This window comes from Streptomyces sp. NPDC014676 (assembly GCF_043084105.1).
Classification (GTDB): Bacteria; Actinomycetota; Actinomycetes; order Streptomycetales; family Streptomycetaceae; genus Streptomyces.
This window is the reverse complement of the sequence record NZ_JBIBZI010000004.1, coordinates 482,158-496,037: the sequence shown is the minus strand read 5'-3', so window position 1 is coordinate 496,037 and position 13,880 is coordinate 482,158. Positions and strand designations below refer to the sequence as shown.

The window sequence follows — 13,880 nt, the reverse complement described above, 5'->3', positions numbered from 1 at the left end:
CAGTGTGTCAGTGAGCCGAGTACGACGGACAGCGCCCGGCCGGGATCCTTCCGGCCGGGCGCTGTGCGTAACGGGGCGGCGTCGGACGCTCAGTCCCTCGTCGAGAAGAGGTCGTCGGTGACCGCGCGCCGGGTCGTCGTACGGCGGTCGTCGACGCGTTCCCAGTGCTCGCCGTAGATCATGCGGGTCATCGTCGGGAAGCGCAGGAACAGATGGGGGTAACCGGCGGGCACCGCGGTGGCCTTGTCCAGGTCGGCCAGGTGCCCGGGGCCGAGCCGGAGGTCGACGCTGCCGAGGTTCTGCCGCAGCTGCTCCTCCGTGGTGGCGCCGATCACCGGGATCACGGTGCCGGGACGGGAGCGCAGCCAGGCCAGGGCGACCTGGGCGGGCGGACGGTCCAACTCCTCGGCAATCCGGACCACTTCACGCACCACGTCGTCACCGGCGCCGCGCGCCCTGCCCCACGCGACCTTGTCGAGACGCCCCTCCTCGCCCCTGAGGTACTTGCCGGTGAGGCGGCCGTCGGCGAGCGGTCCCCAGACGAACGCGGGGAGGTCGAAGGCGTGCGCCATCGGCAGGAACTCGTTCTCGACGGCGCGGTCCAGCAGGTTGTAGTGCACCTGCATAGCCGCGAACGGAGTCCAACCCCGCTCCTCGGCCAGGGTGTTGGCCTGGGCGATCTCCCAGGCCGGCCAGTTGGAGACGCCGACGTAGAGCACTTTGCCCGCCCGTACCTGGTCGTCCAGGGCCCGCATGACCTCGGCGACCGGAGTGAGGGTGTCGCGGGCGTGCACCCAGAGGATGTCGAGGTGGTCGGTGCGCAGCCGGCGCAGGCTGTCCTCCAGCGAGACCACCAGGTTCTTGCGGTGGTTGCCCGCGGCGTTCGCATCGCCCGGGCGAACCTGGAGGGTGTACTTCGTGGTGAGCAGGAAGGAGTCGCGGCGGCCGCTCAGCAGCCCGCCCAGCGTGGACTCGGCACTGCCGCGCCCGTACTCGTTGGAGGTGTCGATCACATTGCCGCCGGCCTCGGCGAACAGGTCGAGAAGCCGGCCCGCGCGGCCCTCGGGCAGCGCCCAGTCGTCGCCGAACGTCATTGTGCCCAGGGCGAGTTCGGAAACGCGTAAGCCCGTCTTGCCGAGCACGCGGTAGCGCATCTCGGTCATCGCTCAGACCTCCAGCGCCGGCAGCAGGGTCTCCTCCTCGTAGCGGAAGTGGTCCTCCAGGCCGTCGACGACCCGGTCCAGCTCCGCGCGGAGCCGCGCCACGTCCTCCGGGTTCTGGAAACCGCCCTTGTCGAGCAGCTCCTCGAACTCGGCCAGCGCCGCCTCCACCACCTTGTGTTCCTCGCGCAGCCGGGTGATCGCCGGGACGAGGTGCGGAAAGCGCTTCTCGAACGCGGAGAACGAGCCGTCCTCGCGGATGTGGTGCATCTGCAGTCCGTAGCAGTACGTAAGGCAGCGCTTGCGCAGTTGTTCCGAGAGGTCCGCCATGGGCCGGGGGCCGGTGCCGCTCCCGGTGAGCATCTCGTCGACGGCCGCGCGCACCCGCGCCAGCTCAGCCCTCAGGTCTGCGTGGTGCTTGAGGAGTTGGGTGCCGATCATCCGGCTGCGCTCGGTGATCACACCGAGGTCGAGCGGGTGGAGGGCGACCACCGGAATGACGCGGCCCGCCTTCTCCTCGTACTCCCGGAACGCGGGGTCGAGGGAGCACTGCAGCTCCCAGTACCGGTCGCGCTCCTCGCCCTCCAGGACCTGGGCCCGGGTGGCGTACGGCCGTACGGAACCCTCGTCCGTGCCGATCTCCATGGTCACCTGAGGACTGTCCAACAGATTGTAGTACCAGTCGGGGTTCTTGCCGCGTCCGGCGTTGGAGGCGAAGACCAGGTAGCGGTCGCCGTCCTTGTAGTAGATCGCGGGGTTCACATGGGGTTTTCCGGTCTTCCGGCCCATCGTGGTCAGCACCACCATGGGTGCGCCCTCGAACATCCCGCCCACCCGGCCGTTGTTCGCCCGGAACTCCTGGATGACACGCTCGTTCCAGCTCAGACCGCTGCCTGCCTGCTCTTCACTCATGACAGTCTCCGCGTTTTTATTTTGCTTTGAAAGCAAATTCAACCTGAATCTAGGATCCCCGCACCCCGCTGTCAACCTCGGCCCGCACCGTCACCCGACGCGCCCCGAGCACGGCGCCGGGCCGCCACGCCGACCGCTTCAGCAAGTCGTCGTCGCCCACGAACTCCTGGTGGTGCGGGGCGCCCTCGCGCGGGGCGAACCAGGACCCGCCCCCCGCGGCCGGCCGGACCAGGCCCCGGCCGTCGGGACCCGCGCCGTCCAGCAGGGTGAGCAGCCCGAGCGCCGGAACCATCCGGCCCAGCCGCACCGGCTCGCCCTCCTCCCCACCGTGGTCCAGCAGCAGTCCGCCGCGGTCCGCGGGCCGCAGCCCCGGGCGCTCCACCCGGAACACCTCCACGCCCTCGACGCGCCACACCACGCGGGTCCCGCCCGCCTCGTACCGGACCGAGAGCCGGTGCCACGCGCCGGGAGTACGGGGTGCGACCGGGACGGCGTACGAGAAGGCGGCGTACCGCTCTCCAGGGACTGGCACCCGCTCGTACAGGGCGTGGATACGGGTGTTGGTCAGCAGGAAGTCGCAGACCACATGGGTGACCGGATCCATCGTGATCAGCGCCGCGGTGGCCAGCCGGACGTCGCCGTCCGGGTCGGGCACCGCCGCGCCGAACGGATGGCGGGCCCCGCCCACGCCGCGCGCCGACAGAGTCGCCGCACACTCCACGGTCCCGTCGGCCGGCACCTCGAACCCCCGCGCACCGGCCGGTCCGCGGGCCAGCGCCACCCACGCGAGGTGATCGCCGGGACCGGTCCCGCGCCCCTCGGCCGGCGGCGCGAACACGGGCTCGCCGGTGAGCGGGTCGGTGTCGGCCGGCGTGACCGTCAGACCCTCGGCCCCGGCCCGCACGGTCGCCGGCTGCAGCGGCGGCACGTCCCAGGCGTCGCCGAGGCCGGCGCGGAAATCGTCGTCGAACAGCTCCATGGTCCCTCCGGAGACGTCGTCGCGGGCCGTGAGTGTCGGCACCCGGACACGAGACCCGCTCGAGCCCGCGTCCACTCCGGATCGAGAAACCGCGGGCATGGTCGCGGCTCCGGTCGACGACGGCCGGTCCCGCAGAACAGGAAGGAGCCCGCGCGTGAGCCGGCCGACGACCGTGCTGCTGCTCCCCGGACAGGGCAGTCAGCGCGAGCGCATGGCCGCGGGCCTGTACGGGGCGCACCCGCAGTTCACCGCGGCCATGGACGGATTCTTCGACGCGCTCGACGCGCACGGCGCACCGGAAGGGCAGCGCGATCGGCCGGCCCGGCACTGGCTGCGCCCCGCGCCCCACCCGGACCTCGACGACGCCCGGATCGCCCAGCCGCTCCTGCTCGGCGTCGGACACGCGCTCGGGCGGGCGGTCGCCGCCACCGTCGGCCCGCCCGGGCTGCTCCTCGGGCACAGCGCCGGTGAGCTGGCCGCCGCCGTGCTGGCCGGGGTGTTCCGCGCCGCCGATCTGGGCCGGCTCGCGGCGGCGCGGGCGCGGGTCGTCGGGGACGATGGCCGGGGCGGGATGCTCGCGGTGGCGGCGGCCGAGGACGAACTGCCCGCCGGGCTCGGCCCGGTGACGGTCGCCGCGGTCAACGGCCCCCGCCAGACGGTGCTCGCCGGTCCGTCCGACGCGCTGGAGCGGGCCCGCGCGACCCTGACGGCCGCGGGCCGCACGGTGCTGCCGTTGCGCTCCGGGCACGCCTTCCACAGCCCCTCGGTGTCCGCCATGGCACGGCGCTTCACCCAGGAGGTGACGGCCCTGCGCCCGGCGCCCGCCCGCACGCCGCTGGTGTCCTGCCGTACGGCACGGCCCCTGCGCGACAGCGAGGCCGTCGACCCCGCGTTCTGGGGCGACCAGATCGCGTTGCCCGTGCGGTACTGGCCCGCGCTCAAGTCGCTGCTCGACGCCTCGGGCACCGATCCGGGGCTGCTGCTGCTCGACGCGTCACCCGATCGCTCCCTGGGCGCCGCGGCCCGCCGCCACCCCGCCGTACGCGCCGGCGCCTCCCACGTGCTGCCCCTGCTCGCCCCGGCGGCCCGCACCGGCGGCCCGGCGGACGTCGAGGCGTTCGACCGGGCGATGGCGACCGTGACGACGTACGCGCCCCCCCGGTCACCCGCCCGCAGCGGCGTGGGCCGGCGGGCAGGCAGTCGTCACGATCAGGTCTGACGTCAGCCGGCAGGACCCACGCAGCGGAGCCGACTCCCGGTGGACGTCCCGGACTTCGACAAGGCCGGTGTCCGCGGTGACCGGGACGAGGCGCACCCGCGCGTCCCGCAGGGCGAGGGAGAGACCCGGTCCGGGCGGCCGGGGTCCACGCCTTGTACGCCGCTTCCTTCGCGCTGAACAGCACTGTCCTCCTGGGGACACGGGCGTGCGGCGGCGGGAACGCCGCTCGTTCCGCGGCCGTGGTCAGGGCCGCCGTCGCGGCGGGCGACAGCGGTCCGGGCGGCTCCGCGTCGATCCCGAGCGCCTGGGCGCCGGCGGTGAGGCGACCGCCGCGGCACGGTGGCCGGGGCAGTGCGTGATGCCGCCCCGCACACCGCCGGGCCGGCTCGGCGCGCCCGCCGACCCGCGCGGCAGCGGACCGGACGGCGGCACCCCGAGGGCGGCGAGGGCCTGCCGGGCACACACCCGCCCGGTGGCGAACTCACGTCGCCGCCGCTCCACCGCCGCCGGGGCGAGCGGCTCACGCTCCTCGTCGTGCAACGCCGTGACCGGCGCGTCGACGTACGTCTCCACCGCACGGGCCCAGCCCGGAAGCAGCCTGCCCAGCACCAGCGGCCCAGCCGTCACGCGTGGCACACGGGCAGCCGGCCGCCGTTGAACTCGACCATCTCGCCGAAGATCCGCACCACGTCCAGGGGTTCGCCGTCCGGGCCGCCGTCCGCCTCCGCGTAGGCGCGGTGCAGGTTGCCCACCAGGCGTTCGGGGTCCGTCCAGTCCTGGAAGGGGTGGGCACCGAGTTGGCGTGCCGCCTCCAGCGGTGCGAGGCCCGCCGCCCGCGTCTCCTCGGCCGTCCGCTGCAGCCAGCGCAGATACCGCTCCGTCTCGTCGATCGCCTCGGGCCCGGCGATCGGCCCGTGCCCGCCGACCACGACACGCGGTGCCAACGCGCGCAGTTCGGCGAGGGCCCGCAGGGAGCCGCGCAGCGACCCCATGAGGAGGAACGGCGTACAGCCCGGCAGGACGACGTCCCCCGCGAACAGCACCCGGTCGGCGGGGAGCCAGACCAGGGTGTCCCCGGTGGTGTGCGCCGGTCCGGGGTGCAGCAGCTGGACCGTACGCCTGCCCAGGTGCAGTTCCATGCGGTGGTCGTACGTCGTGTCCGGCAGCCTGAGCTCGATCGTGCCCCAGTCCACCCCCGGCCACAGCCCGGTGAGCCCGAGGCCGGCCGCGGCCATCTCCTGGCGGGCCCGTTCGTGCGCCACGATCACCGTGTCGGGGCCGCCGACCAGCGCGTTGCCGAAGGTGTGATCGCCGTGGAAGTGCGTATTGACCAGCACGCGGGGCGTCGCCCCGCCGAGCCGGCGGACCGCTTCGCCGAACCGGCGGGCCCGCGCCTCGGTGGCGACGGTGTCCACGACGACCGGCGCCCGGCCCCCGTCGAGCAGCACGCCCGCGTTGTTGACGCACCAGCCGCCGCTCTCCTGCACATACGCGTGGACCCCGTCCGCGATCTCCTCCAGAACGGCGGGCGCGTACGCCTCCCCGGCCGCCGTACGGGACGCGCTCACCGCCGCGCCTCCGCCAGGAGATGCGCACCGCAGCTCTCCAACGTCCGGCGGCTGTTGCCGGCCAGCAGCGCCGCCGCCCGTTCCCGGGCCCCGGCGAGCGTGGTGCCGACGCCGAAGACCGTGTCCAGCGCGTCCGGGTCGAGGGCGGCCTGATGGACGCTGACCACGCGGGTGGCGTCCCCCGACTCCGTCCCCGTCAGCAGCCAGGCACCGCTGTGCCCCAGCAGCCCGCGCGGCACGGTCGTCTGCTTGTAGACGAGCCGCTCGCCGGGGAAGCACAGACGCACCGACTGGGTGCCGTGCACGGAGCCGTCGGCGCCGCGGGTGCGCATGTCGAGCGTCTGCACCCGGGCGCCGCCGACCAGGGCCGTCTCGTCCTCCTGGAGGTCGAGCTCGGCGACATGCGCGACACGCTCCGGCCACAGGTCGGCCCGGTACAGGAAGTCGTACACCGCGGCCGGCGGTCCGGGTGCGACGTACTCGTCGCGGACGGTGAACAGGAGCTCCTCCGGCCCTTCGGCGCGCCCCGCCCAGCGGGCCACGGCCGCGACCTCGGCCTCGCTGTTGCGGCCGAGCGCCTCGGCGACCGTCACCCGCGCGTGCTCCGCCCCGGCCTCCAGGGTCCACTCGTGCCCGAGGACCAGCTCCGTGCGCCCGTCGCGCTCCTCGAACCGCCAGTGCCCGCTCATCCACTCCAGCGGCGGTCCCGGCGCCTCCTGCCGGAAGTCGATCCGCAGCCGCTCCTCGTCCAGCTTGCGCAGGGACGTCCAGGTGCGGATGTCGGAACCGGCGACGGCCCACAGCCGGATCCGCTCCGAGTCCCGGTCGCTCTCCAGCACCTCGGCCGCCAGACACGGCGGAAAGAGGACCGGCCAGCGGGTCACGTCGGCGATCAGCCCGTAGCCGCGCCGGGCCGGCCCGGCGTACCGGGCACTGTGCTCAACAGCCGTCGTCGCGGCCGTCGTCTCGGCAGTCGTCGCGGTGGTCGATTCGATCGGCACGGCCGACCCCTCCCGTGTCAGTAGTTTCCGAGCCCGCCGCAGATGTTGAGCGCCTGCGCGGTGATGGCGGCCGCCTCGTCACCCACGAGGAAGCCGACGAACGCGGCCACCTCCTCGGGCTCCGTGTACCGGCCGATCGGGATCTTCGCCTGGAACCGTTCCAGGACCGTCCGCTCGTCGGTCTCCCACAGACCGGCGTAGCCCTTGCGCACCTCCGCCGCCATCTCCGTCTCCACATAGCCGGGGCAGACGGCGTTCACGGTGATGCCGGTCTTGGCCAGTTCGAGCCCGAGGGCCTTGGTGAACCCGACCACGCCGTGCTTCGAGGCGGAGTACGGGGCGCCGAGGACCACCCCCTGCTTGCCGCCGGTCGACGCGATGCTGATGACGCGTCCGCTGTCCAGGCCGGTCATGCCGCCCGTGGTCAGCACCTCGCGGGTGACCAGGAAGACGCTCCTCAGATTGGTGGCGATCACGTCGTCCCACAGCTCCTCGGACAACTGCGCCGTCGGCCCGCCACCGCTGCGGCCCGCATTGTTGACCAGGACCCGCACCGGCCCGAAGCGGTCCACGGCGGCCCCGACCCAGGCGCGCACCTGCGCCGCGTCGGTGACGTCGCAGGCGGTGCCCGCGGCTGTGTGCCCGAGGTCGGTGAGGTACTTGACCTCGGCGGCGACGGCGTCCGCGTCGCGCGCGCAGAGGAACACCGGGTGCCCGCGACGGGCGAGGGTCAGCGCCACGGAGCGGCCGATGCCCCGGGTCGCGCCGGTCACCAGGGCGGGGCCCGGCCCGGCGGCCTGTGTCCCGGTCATGACGGCGCCCCCTGGGCCGCGGTCGCCAGGGTCCGGTTGACCAGCAGCAGAAACGCCCGCGGTGTCACGGCCTCGGCCACGTCCTCGTCGCGCAGCTCGACGCCGTAGCGCTGCCCGACCGCCGCGGCGGTCTCCAGGATCGCGAGCGAGTCGTAGCCGAGGTCGGTGAAGAGCCGGTCGAGCGCCGCTTCGCCGAGCTCCATGTCGTCCAGGTCGCCGGCGCATTCGACGAGGACGGTCCGTAGATCGGCGAGCTGCAATTGAGGAGCGTCGAGCCGCAGTTCGGGGCCGGAGTGCTCCGGCAGGACGATGTCGTTCACGCGATTCCTTCCTGTTCTGTTCGTGGGCCACGGTCCGCGTCCGTCGCGGCGGACGTACCGGGCGGGGCGGTGACGACCAGAGCCGAGTTGAAGCCCCCGTGGCCACGGGCCAGGACGAGTGCCGTACGCACCCGGGCGGGGCGGGGCTCGCCGCGTACGAGGTCGAGCCGATGCCGTGGAACGGGTCGCTCCACATGAGCGGTCGGGGGGATCAGTCCGTGCCTCAGGGTGAGCAGCGCGGCGACGACGTCCAGTGGCGGACCCCCCGCGGTCAGCCGTCCGGTGAGGGTCTTGGGCGCGGTGACGGGCACACCGTACGGGCCGAACAGTTCGGCCAGGGCGGTGGCCTCGGCGTCGTCGAGCGCCGGCCGCGCCGCGGCGTCGGCGAAGACCACGTCGACGTCCGCCGGGGTCACCCCCGCCTGGGCGAGCGCGAGCCGCGCGGCGCGGGCCAGCCCCGGCGGCCGGCCGGAGCCCGGCGGCGGATCGAAGGTCGAGGCGTGCCCGGCCAGCTGTCCGTACACCTGCCGGGCGCCGCGCTCGGCGGCGGCGCTCGCGCTTTCCACGACGAGCAGCGCACCGCCCTCCCCGGGCACATGTCCGGCGGCTGCCTCGTCGAACGGCAGATACGCCCGGGCCGGATCGCGCACTCCCGAGAGCCGTCCACCGGAGTGGTGCGAGAGCAGCCCCCAGGGATCGAGGGCGGATTCGACACCACCCGACACCACCAGGACGGCGCCCTTGCCCAGCATTCGCCGGGCCTGGCCGAAGGTGTCGAGGCCGCCCGCCTGGTCGGCGACGATCACGCTGCCGGGGCCGCGCAGACCGTGCCGGATGGATATCTGGCCGGTGTTCACGGCGTAGAACCAGGCGAACGACTCGTAGACGCTGACCCGGCCGGGCCCCTCGGTCCACAGCTTGCGGACCTCGCGGTGGGTGAACTCGAAACCGCCGGTCGCGTTCGAGGTCGCCACCCCGGTCGTGTACTCGGGCAGCGCCGCCGGATCGGCCCCCGAGTCCTCGATCGCCCACTGCGCGGCGACGAGCGCGAGCCGCGTGACCCGGTCCGTCTGCGGCAGCAGCCGCCCCGGCAGCATCGCCGCCGCGTCGAAGCCGGTGACCACGCCGGCCAGCGGCGAGGGATAGCGGGCGGCGTCGTACCCCGGGACGAGCCGGATGCCGGACTCGCCCCGCAGGGTCGCCTCCCACCACTCCTGGACACCGAGCCCGTTCGGCGCGACGACACCGATGCCGGTGACGACCGGAGGTGCGGTGCCGGCGGAGAGTCCGGCCACGGGGGCCCCGGTCGCAGAGGTCGCGGTCACACCCTCACCCCCCGCTCGCGCGACAGCACCAGGGCACTCTGGAACCCGCCGAAGCCGCTCCCGACCGTCAGGACGGTGCCGAGGTCGCGCGGACGCGCCTCCAGGGGTACGTAGTCCAGGTCGCACTCGGGGTCGGCCTCGTGCAGGTTGGCCGTGGGCGGCACGGCTCCGAACTCGATCGCCAGGGCGCAGGCGGCGATCTCGATGGAGCCGATGGCGCCGAGCGAGTGCCCCACCATCGACTTGATGGAGCTCACCGGCGTCCGGTACGCGTGCTCACCGAGCGCCAGCTTGAAGGCCGCCGTCTCGTGCCGGTCGTTCTGCTTGGTGCCGGACCCGTGCGCGTTGACGTAGTCGACGGCCTCCGGCGCGAGCCGCGCCTCGTTCAGCGCGCTGGTGATCGCGTCGGCCATCTCCCGCCCGTCGGGCTTCAGCCCGGTCATGTGGAAGGCGTTGCACCGCGAGGCGTGCCCGTCGATGACGGCGTACACATGGGCGCCCCTGGCCCGCGCGTGCTCCAGCTCCTCCAGTACGAGCATGGCGGCGCCCTCGGCGATCACGAAGCCGTCACGGGTGCGGTCGAAGGGGCGGGAGGCGTGCTCCGGGTCGTCGTTCCGCGGTGACGTGGCCTTGATCGCGTCGAAGCAGGCCACCGCGACCGGGGAGATCGGCGCGTCCGTGCCCCCGGCGATCATCACGTCGACGGTGCCCTCGACGATGAGGTCGCGCGCATGGCCCACGGCGTCGATGCCGGAGGTGCAGCCCGTCGAGACGACGGCCGCGGGACCCTCCGCCCCGGTCATCGTGGCGATCTCGGCGGCGAAGGAACTGGGCACGAAGGCGTCGTACAGATGAGGCGACAGATAGCTCCCGTCGACCTCCCACAGCCGGCCGCTGTCGCTGAGCACCAGGTACTCGCGCTCCAGGCTGGTCGTCCCGCCGACCGCGGTGCCGACGCTGACGCCGATCCGCTCCGGGTCGAGGGTGTCGAGTTCGAGCCCGCTGTCCTCCAGGCACTCCCGGGTGCTCAGCACCGCGAGCTGCGCGGCCCGGTCCAGGCGCCGCAGCTCGCGGGGGGTGAGGGTGCTCTGCTCGGCGGTGAAGTCGACCTCCGCCGCCATCCGGGAGCGAAATCGGGAGGGGTCGAAGCTGGTGATGGTGCGGGTCGCGGTGCGCCCGGAGATCAGCAGATCCCAGAACGCCTTGCGGCCCACTCCGCTGGGGGCCATCACGCCGATTCCGGTGATGGCGACGGTTCGGCTCACTGGAACAGCTCCTCGCAGGGCAGGGCCGTCATCGGTCCGCCGGGATCCCGGCGTCCACGTAGGCGATGAACGCGGCCGGCGTGCGCAGGTCGTCGAAGGCCTCGTCCGGGATGGTGACCCGGTACTCGTCCTGCACCCGCATGGCGATCTCGTAGACGACCAGGGAGTCGTATCCCAGGTCGCCGAAGTCGGTGTCCACGGTGGACTCGTCGAGGGCGGCGGCATCAGCCCCCTCCAGGCACGCCTCCACGACCTTCCGGAACTCGGTGAGGGTGAACCCGCTCATGACTCCCCTTCCGTTCGACGGGCCGCCAAGGTCGGCGGGGGTGCTAGACGAACGGTCGAGCCTCACTGGACGCCACGCCGGACGAGGCGACGGCTCCCTCGTCACACAGAGTTCTCCAGTGATCCTCTAGTCCCGCCTCCGACGCTCTGTTCCCGGCCCTCGCAGCAGGGCCTTTGCCGACCCAGGACGGGCCCGAGCACCAGGCAGGTGACGGGGACGTCACTCACAGAGACGGGAATGCCGACCGAATGAACTCGCTCCTACTGACGGTCCTCGGGCCGATCTTCGGACGCCCCAGCGGAATTCCGGGGCTCATCGGCGGCGCGATCATGCAGCGCGGAAACGCCGAACAGGAGGCGTGGGCGGTCGAACAGGCCGACCTCAAGCCCGGGGACCAGGTCCTCGAAGTGGGCCCGGGGCCCGGCATCGGGCTCGCGCTGGCCGCCGAGGCGGTCGCGCCGGGCGGCCGGGCGATCGGGGTGGAACCGTCGGCCACGATGCGCTCCATGGCCCGGCAGCGCTGCGCCCTGCACCTCGCCGTCGGCCATGCCTCGCTCCGGGAGGGCACCGCCGAGGCCACTGGCCTGCCCGACGCGTCCGTGTCGGCCGCGCTCTCCGTCAACAACGTGACCCTGTGGGACCGCCCCGCGGCCTACACGGAGCTGCAACGCGTACTGCGCCCCGGTGGCCGCCTGGTGATCGTGCACCACCGGCACACCATGAACACCACGCCGGAACAGCTGCACGACGAGCTGGTGAAGGCCGGCTTCGAGAACGTCACGCTCGACGTGCGGGGCCGCACCATGGGCCGTGCCGCGGTCGGAATCCTCGCCCGCCGGGCCGCCGGCTGAGACCCGGCCCCGCCGGTCAGGCGGACCCTTCGATCGTGTGCCGCAAGCGTGATCCGCAGGCGGCACACTGCCTCAGCCATGGTGAGGCAGTCGTCGGTGGGTGAGGCCGGGCCCGGCCTCACCCACCGACTACGAGGAATTCAAGGAGCTGCTCAAGGAAGCCGGGATCGACGACCGCCGCCTGTACGACGGGAGCCGCCACACCGCCGGCACGATCCTGAACGAGTTGGGCGTCGACATGCCCACCTGAGACCAGAACTGGGACCGCCGACACCCGCGCGGCACGCTCCCCGCGCCGTCGCCGCATCCACTGAACGAAAAAGACCCAGCTCAAGGGTATGGAGCTGGGTCTTCTTCGGAGAGCCGCCTTCGGGATTCGAACCCGAGACCTACGCATTACGAGTGCGTTGCTCTGGCCATCTGAGCTAAGGCGGCGCGCTGCGCACCTATGGTGCGATCAGCAACGTCGGTAAGTCTACACAGTTTCCGAGGGTGCTTCGTACCGGCCCCGGAGGCGGGCCGGAGCGTACGCCTCCGGGGGCGGTCGTACCGGCTATGAGCAGCGCTTTCCGTCCTTCGGCGGGGTGCCGTCGAGCAGGTAGGTGTTGATCGCGGAGTCGACGCAGGCGCTGCCCCGGCCGTAGGCGGTGTGGCCGTCGCCCTCGTAGGTGAGGAGGCGGGCCGAGGAGAGCTGGCCGGCCAGGGCCTCGGCCCAGCGGTACGGGGTGGCCGGGTCACGGGTGGTGCCGACGACGACGATCGGGGCCGCGCCCCTCGCCTCGATGCGCCGCGCCTCACCCGTGGCCCGCACCGGCCAGTACGCGCAGTTCAGGGAGGCCCAGGCGAGGCCCTCGCCGAACACCGGGGAGGCCTTCTCGAAGGCGGGGAGCGCCTTGCGCACCTCGCCCGGGGAGTCGAAGGCGGGCGGGAGGTCGAGGCAGTTCACGGCCGCGTTGGCGAACATCAGATTGCTGTAGTCGCCGTGCGCGTCACGCTCGTAGTAGCTGTCGGAGAGGAGGAGGAGTCCGGCGCCGTCGTTCTCCCTCATCGCGGCCGTCAACGCCTCGCGCAGCTGCTGCCAGGCGCCCTCGTCGTACATCGCGGCGATCACGCCGATCGTCGCGAGCGACTCGGTGAGCCTGCGGCCGTCGGCGTCACCGGTGGGGATCGGACGGGCGTCGAGCTTCGCGAAGAACGCCTTGAGGTTCTTGCCGGCCTGTCCGGGAGTGGTGCCCCGGCCGCCGAGCGGGCAGTCGTCCTGCCGCACGCAGTCCTCGGCGAAGGCGGTGAACGCCGTGTCGAAGCCCTCCGTCTGTTCCAGGTTGAGCCGGCGCGCGGACAGCGAGGGGTCCATCGCGCCGTCCAGGACGAGCCGGCCCGCCCGGTCCGGGAACAGGCCGGCGTAGGTCGCGCCGAGGAAGGTGCCGTACGAGGCGCCGACGTAGTTCAGCTTCTCGTCGCCCAGCGCGGCCCGGACGATGTCCATGTCCCGGGCCGCCTCGACGGTGGACACATGGCGCAGCAGCTTGGGCGCGTCCGCCCCGCAGCCCTCGGCGAACTTCTTGTACGACGCGACCAGCGCGCCGGTCTCCTTCGCGTCGTCCGGGGTGATGTCCGTCCGCGTGTACGCGTCCATCCCGGCCCCGTCCAGGCACTCGACGGGTTCGCTGCGGGCGACGCCCCGCGGGTCGACGGCCACCATGTCGTAGCGGGCGCGCACGCCGGCCGGGTAGCCGATCCCGGCGTACGCCTGGACGTAGCCGATCGCCGAGCCGCCCGGACCGCCGGGGTTCACCAGCAGGGAGCCCAGCCGCTTTCCCGGGCCGGTGGCCTTCTTGCGGGTGAGGGCGAGGCGCACGTCACCGGCCGCCGGTTCGGCGTAGTCGAGCGGGACCTTCAGCGTGGCGCACTGGAAACCGGGGACTCCGCAGTCGCGCCAGGCGGGTTTCTGCCCGTAGTACGGCGCGAGGGCGGCGGGTGTGGAGCGGGGCAGGGGGGCGAGAGCCGCCTCCTCCTCCGCCGCCGCGCTGGCCGTGCTCGGACTGTTCCCCGAGGAGCAGCCCGAGACCAGCAGTGCGGCGGCGGCGAGCAGAGCGACTCCGGCTCCGGTACGGGTCCTGCGGTGGGTGCGCCTTGTGTGCATAGTGCGAGCGTAACTGTGTGCAACGGAATGGGTGCTCAG

Annotated in this window: 15 protein-coding genes, 1 tRNA gene and 1 pseudogene; 3 read left to right on the top strand and 14 right to left on the bottom strand. The window is 73.1% G+C overall.

Annotated features, from left to right (window positions below):
- Positions 1–89: 89 nt before the first annotated feature.
- From ACF1DX_RS14910 to ACF1DX_RS14900, 3 genes are read right to left on the bottom strand one after another with little or no spacing between them, the layout of a single operon-like run.
- Positions 90–1,154, bottom strand: coding sequence for an aldo/keto reductase (locus tag ACF1DX_RS14910; protein ID WP_391791670.1), 1,065 nt, complete (start codon positions 1,152–1,154; stop codon positions 90–92).
- A gap of 12 nt (positions 1,155–1,166) precedes the next feature.
- The gene (locus ACF1DX_RS14905) at positions 1,167–2,072 is read right to left on the bottom strand and encodes a nitroreductase/quinone reductase family protein (RefSeq protein ID WP_391791561.1); all 906 of its coding nucleotides are present in this window, start codon (positions 2,070–2,072) and stop codon (positions 1,167–1,169) included.
- Between the two features lie 49 nt (positions 2,073–2,121).
- Positions 2,122–3,093: a DUF6081 family protein gene (locus ACF1DX_RS14900; protein WP_391791560.1), complete on the bottom strand. Its 972-nt coding sequence runs from the start codon at positions 3,091–3,093 to the stop codon at positions 2,122–2,124.
- Positions 3,094–3,205: 112 nt separating this feature from the next.
- On the opposite strand from ACF1DX_RS14900, the gene ACF1DX_RS14895 reads away from it, so the two are divergent.
- Complete coding sequence (locus tag ACF1DX_RS14895) at positions 3,206–4,270, top strand: acyltransferase domain-containing protein (RefSeq protein ID WP_391791559.1); 1,065 nt, start codon at positions 3,206–3,208, stop codon at positions 4,268–4,270.
- Between the two features lie 190 nt (positions 4,271–4,460).
- Here ACF1DX_RS14895 and ACF1DX_RS14890 read toward each other — a convergent pair.
- The 9 genes and pseudogenes from ACF1DX_RS14890 to ACF1DX_RS14850 all read right to left on the bottom strand — a co-directional run.
- Positions 4,461–4,517: pseudogene (locus tag ACF1DX_RS14890) on the bottom strand (hypothetical protein); the annotation flags it as partial.
- Positions 4,514–4,897 carry a hypothetical protein gene (locus ACF1DX_RS14885; protein WP_391791558.1) on the bottom strand — a complete coding sequence of 128 codons (384 nt, stop codon included), beginning with the start codon at positions 4,895–4,897 and terminating at the stop codon, positions 4,514–4,516. The gene ACF1DX_RS14885 and the pseudogene ACF1DX_RS14890, both read right to left, overlap by 4 nt.
- Positions 4,894–5,838, bottom strand: coding sequence for an MBL fold metallo-hydrolase (locus tag ACF1DX_RS14880; protein WP_391791557.1), 945 nt, complete (start codon positions 5,836–5,838; stop codon positions 4,894–4,896). The genes ACF1DX_RS14885 and ACF1DX_RS14880 overlap by 4 nt, the downstream gene beginning before the upstream one ends.
- The gene (locus ACF1DX_RS14875) at positions 5,835–6,839 is read right to left on the bottom strand and encodes an SRPBCC family protein (protein WP_391791556.1); all 1,005 of its coding nucleotides are present in this window, start codon (positions 6,837–6,839) and stop codon (positions 5,835–5,837) included. Before ACF1DX_RS14875 ends, ACF1DX_RS14880 begins: the two co-directional genes overlap by 4 nt.
- A gap of 17 nt (positions 6,840–6,856) precedes the next feature.
- Positions 6,857–7,651 (bottom strand): SDR family NAD(P)-dependent oxidoreductase, encoded by a 795-nt coding sequence (locus ACF1DX_RS14870; protein ID WP_391791555.1) that lies wholly within the window; start codon positions 7,649–7,651, stop codon positions 6,857–6,859.
- On the bottom strand, positions 7,648–7,971 hold the full coding sequence (locus tag ACF1DX_RS14865) for an acyl carrier protein (protein WP_391791554.1): 324 nt from the start codon (positions 7,969–7,971) through the stop codon (positions 7,648–7,650). The genes ACF1DX_RS14870 and ACF1DX_RS14865 overlap by 4 nt, the downstream gene beginning before the upstream one ends.
- Complete coding sequence (locus ACF1DX_RS14860) at positions 7,968–9,266, bottom strand: ketosynthase chain-length factor (RefSeq protein ID WP_391791669.1); 1,299 nt, start codon at positions 9,264–9,266, stop codon at positions 7,968–7,970. The genes ACF1DX_RS14865 and ACF1DX_RS14860 overlap by 4 nt, the downstream gene beginning before the upstream one ends.
- 26 nt (positions 9,267–9,292) lie before the next feature.
- On the bottom strand, positions 9,293–10,561 hold the full coding sequence (locus tag ACF1DX_RS14855) for a beta-ketoacyl-[acyl-carrier-protein] synthase family protein (protein ID WP_391791553.1): 1,269 nt from the start codon (positions 10,559–10,561) through the stop codon (positions 9,293–9,295).
- A gap of 28 nt (positions 10,562–10,589) precedes the next feature.
- Positions 10,590–10,847 carry an acyl carrier protein gene (locus ACF1DX_RS14850; protein WP_391791552.1) on the bottom strand — a complete coding sequence of 86 codons (258 nt, stop codon included), beginning with the start codon at positions 10,845–10,847 and terminating at the stop codon, positions 10,590–10,592.
- Positions 10,848–11,095: 248 nt separating this feature from the next.
- Between ACF1DX_RS14850 and ACF1DX_RS14845 the strand changes: the two genes are divergently transcribed.
- Together ACF1DX_RS14845 and ACF1DX_RS14840 are read left to right on the top strand one after the other, a co-directional pair.
- Positions 11,096–11,698: a class I SAM-dependent methyltransferase gene (locus tag ACF1DX_RS14845; RefSeq protein ID WP_391791551.1), complete on the top strand. Its 603-nt coding sequence runs from the start codon at positions 11,096–11,098 to the stop codon at positions 11,696–11,698.
- 100 nt (positions 11,699–11,798) lie between these two features.
- Positions 11,799–11,948 (top strand): hypothetical protein, encoded by a 150-nt coding sequence (locus tag ACF1DX_RS14840; RefSeq protein ID WP_391791677.1) that lies wholly within the window; start codon positions 11,799–11,801, stop codon positions 11,946–11,948.
- 111 nt (positions 11,949–12,059) lie between these two features.
- Here the strand turns inward: ACF1DX_RS14840 and ACF1DX_RS14835 are convergent.
- A tRNA-Thr gene (locus ACF1DX_RS14835) sits at positions 12,060–12,133 on the bottom strand.
- Positions 12,134–12,251: 118 nt separating this feature from the next.
- A complete protein-coding gene (locus ACF1DX_RS14830; protein WP_391791550.1) occupies positions 12,252–13,841 on the bottom strand; it encodes an alpha/beta hydrolase in 1,590 nt (529 codons plus the stop codon).
- Between the last annotated feature and the right edge of the window lie 39 nt (positions 13,842–13,880).

Excerpts from the sequence above, each read along its gene's own strand:
- ACF1DX_RS14845 (WP_391791551.1), top strand. The coding sequence starts at position 11,096 with ATGAACTCGCTCCTACTGACGGTCCTCGGGCCGATCTTCGGACGCCCC.
- ACF1DX_RS14905 (WP_391791561.1), bottom strand. The coding sequence starts at position 2,072 with ATGAGTGAAGAGCAGGCAGGCAGCGGTCTGAGCTGGAACGAGCGTGTC.
- ACF1DX_RS14910 (WP_391791670.1), bottom strand. The coding sequence starts at position 1,154 with ATGCGCTACCGCGTGCTCGGCAAGACGGGCTTACGCGTTTCCGAACTC.
- ACF1DX_RS14850 (WP_391791552.1), bottom strand. The coding sequence starts at position 10,847 with ATGAGCGGGTTCACCCTCACCGAGTTCCGGAAGGTCGTGGAGGCGTGC.
- ACF1DX_RS14870 (WP_391791555.1), bottom strand. The coding sequence starts at position 7,651 with ATGACCGGGACACAGGCCGCCGGGCCGGGCCCCGCCCTGGTGACCGGC.
- ACF1DX_RS14830 (WP_391791550.1), bottom strand. The coding sequence starts at position 13,841 with ATGCACACAAGGCGCACCCACCGCAGGACCCGTACCGGAGCCGGAGTC.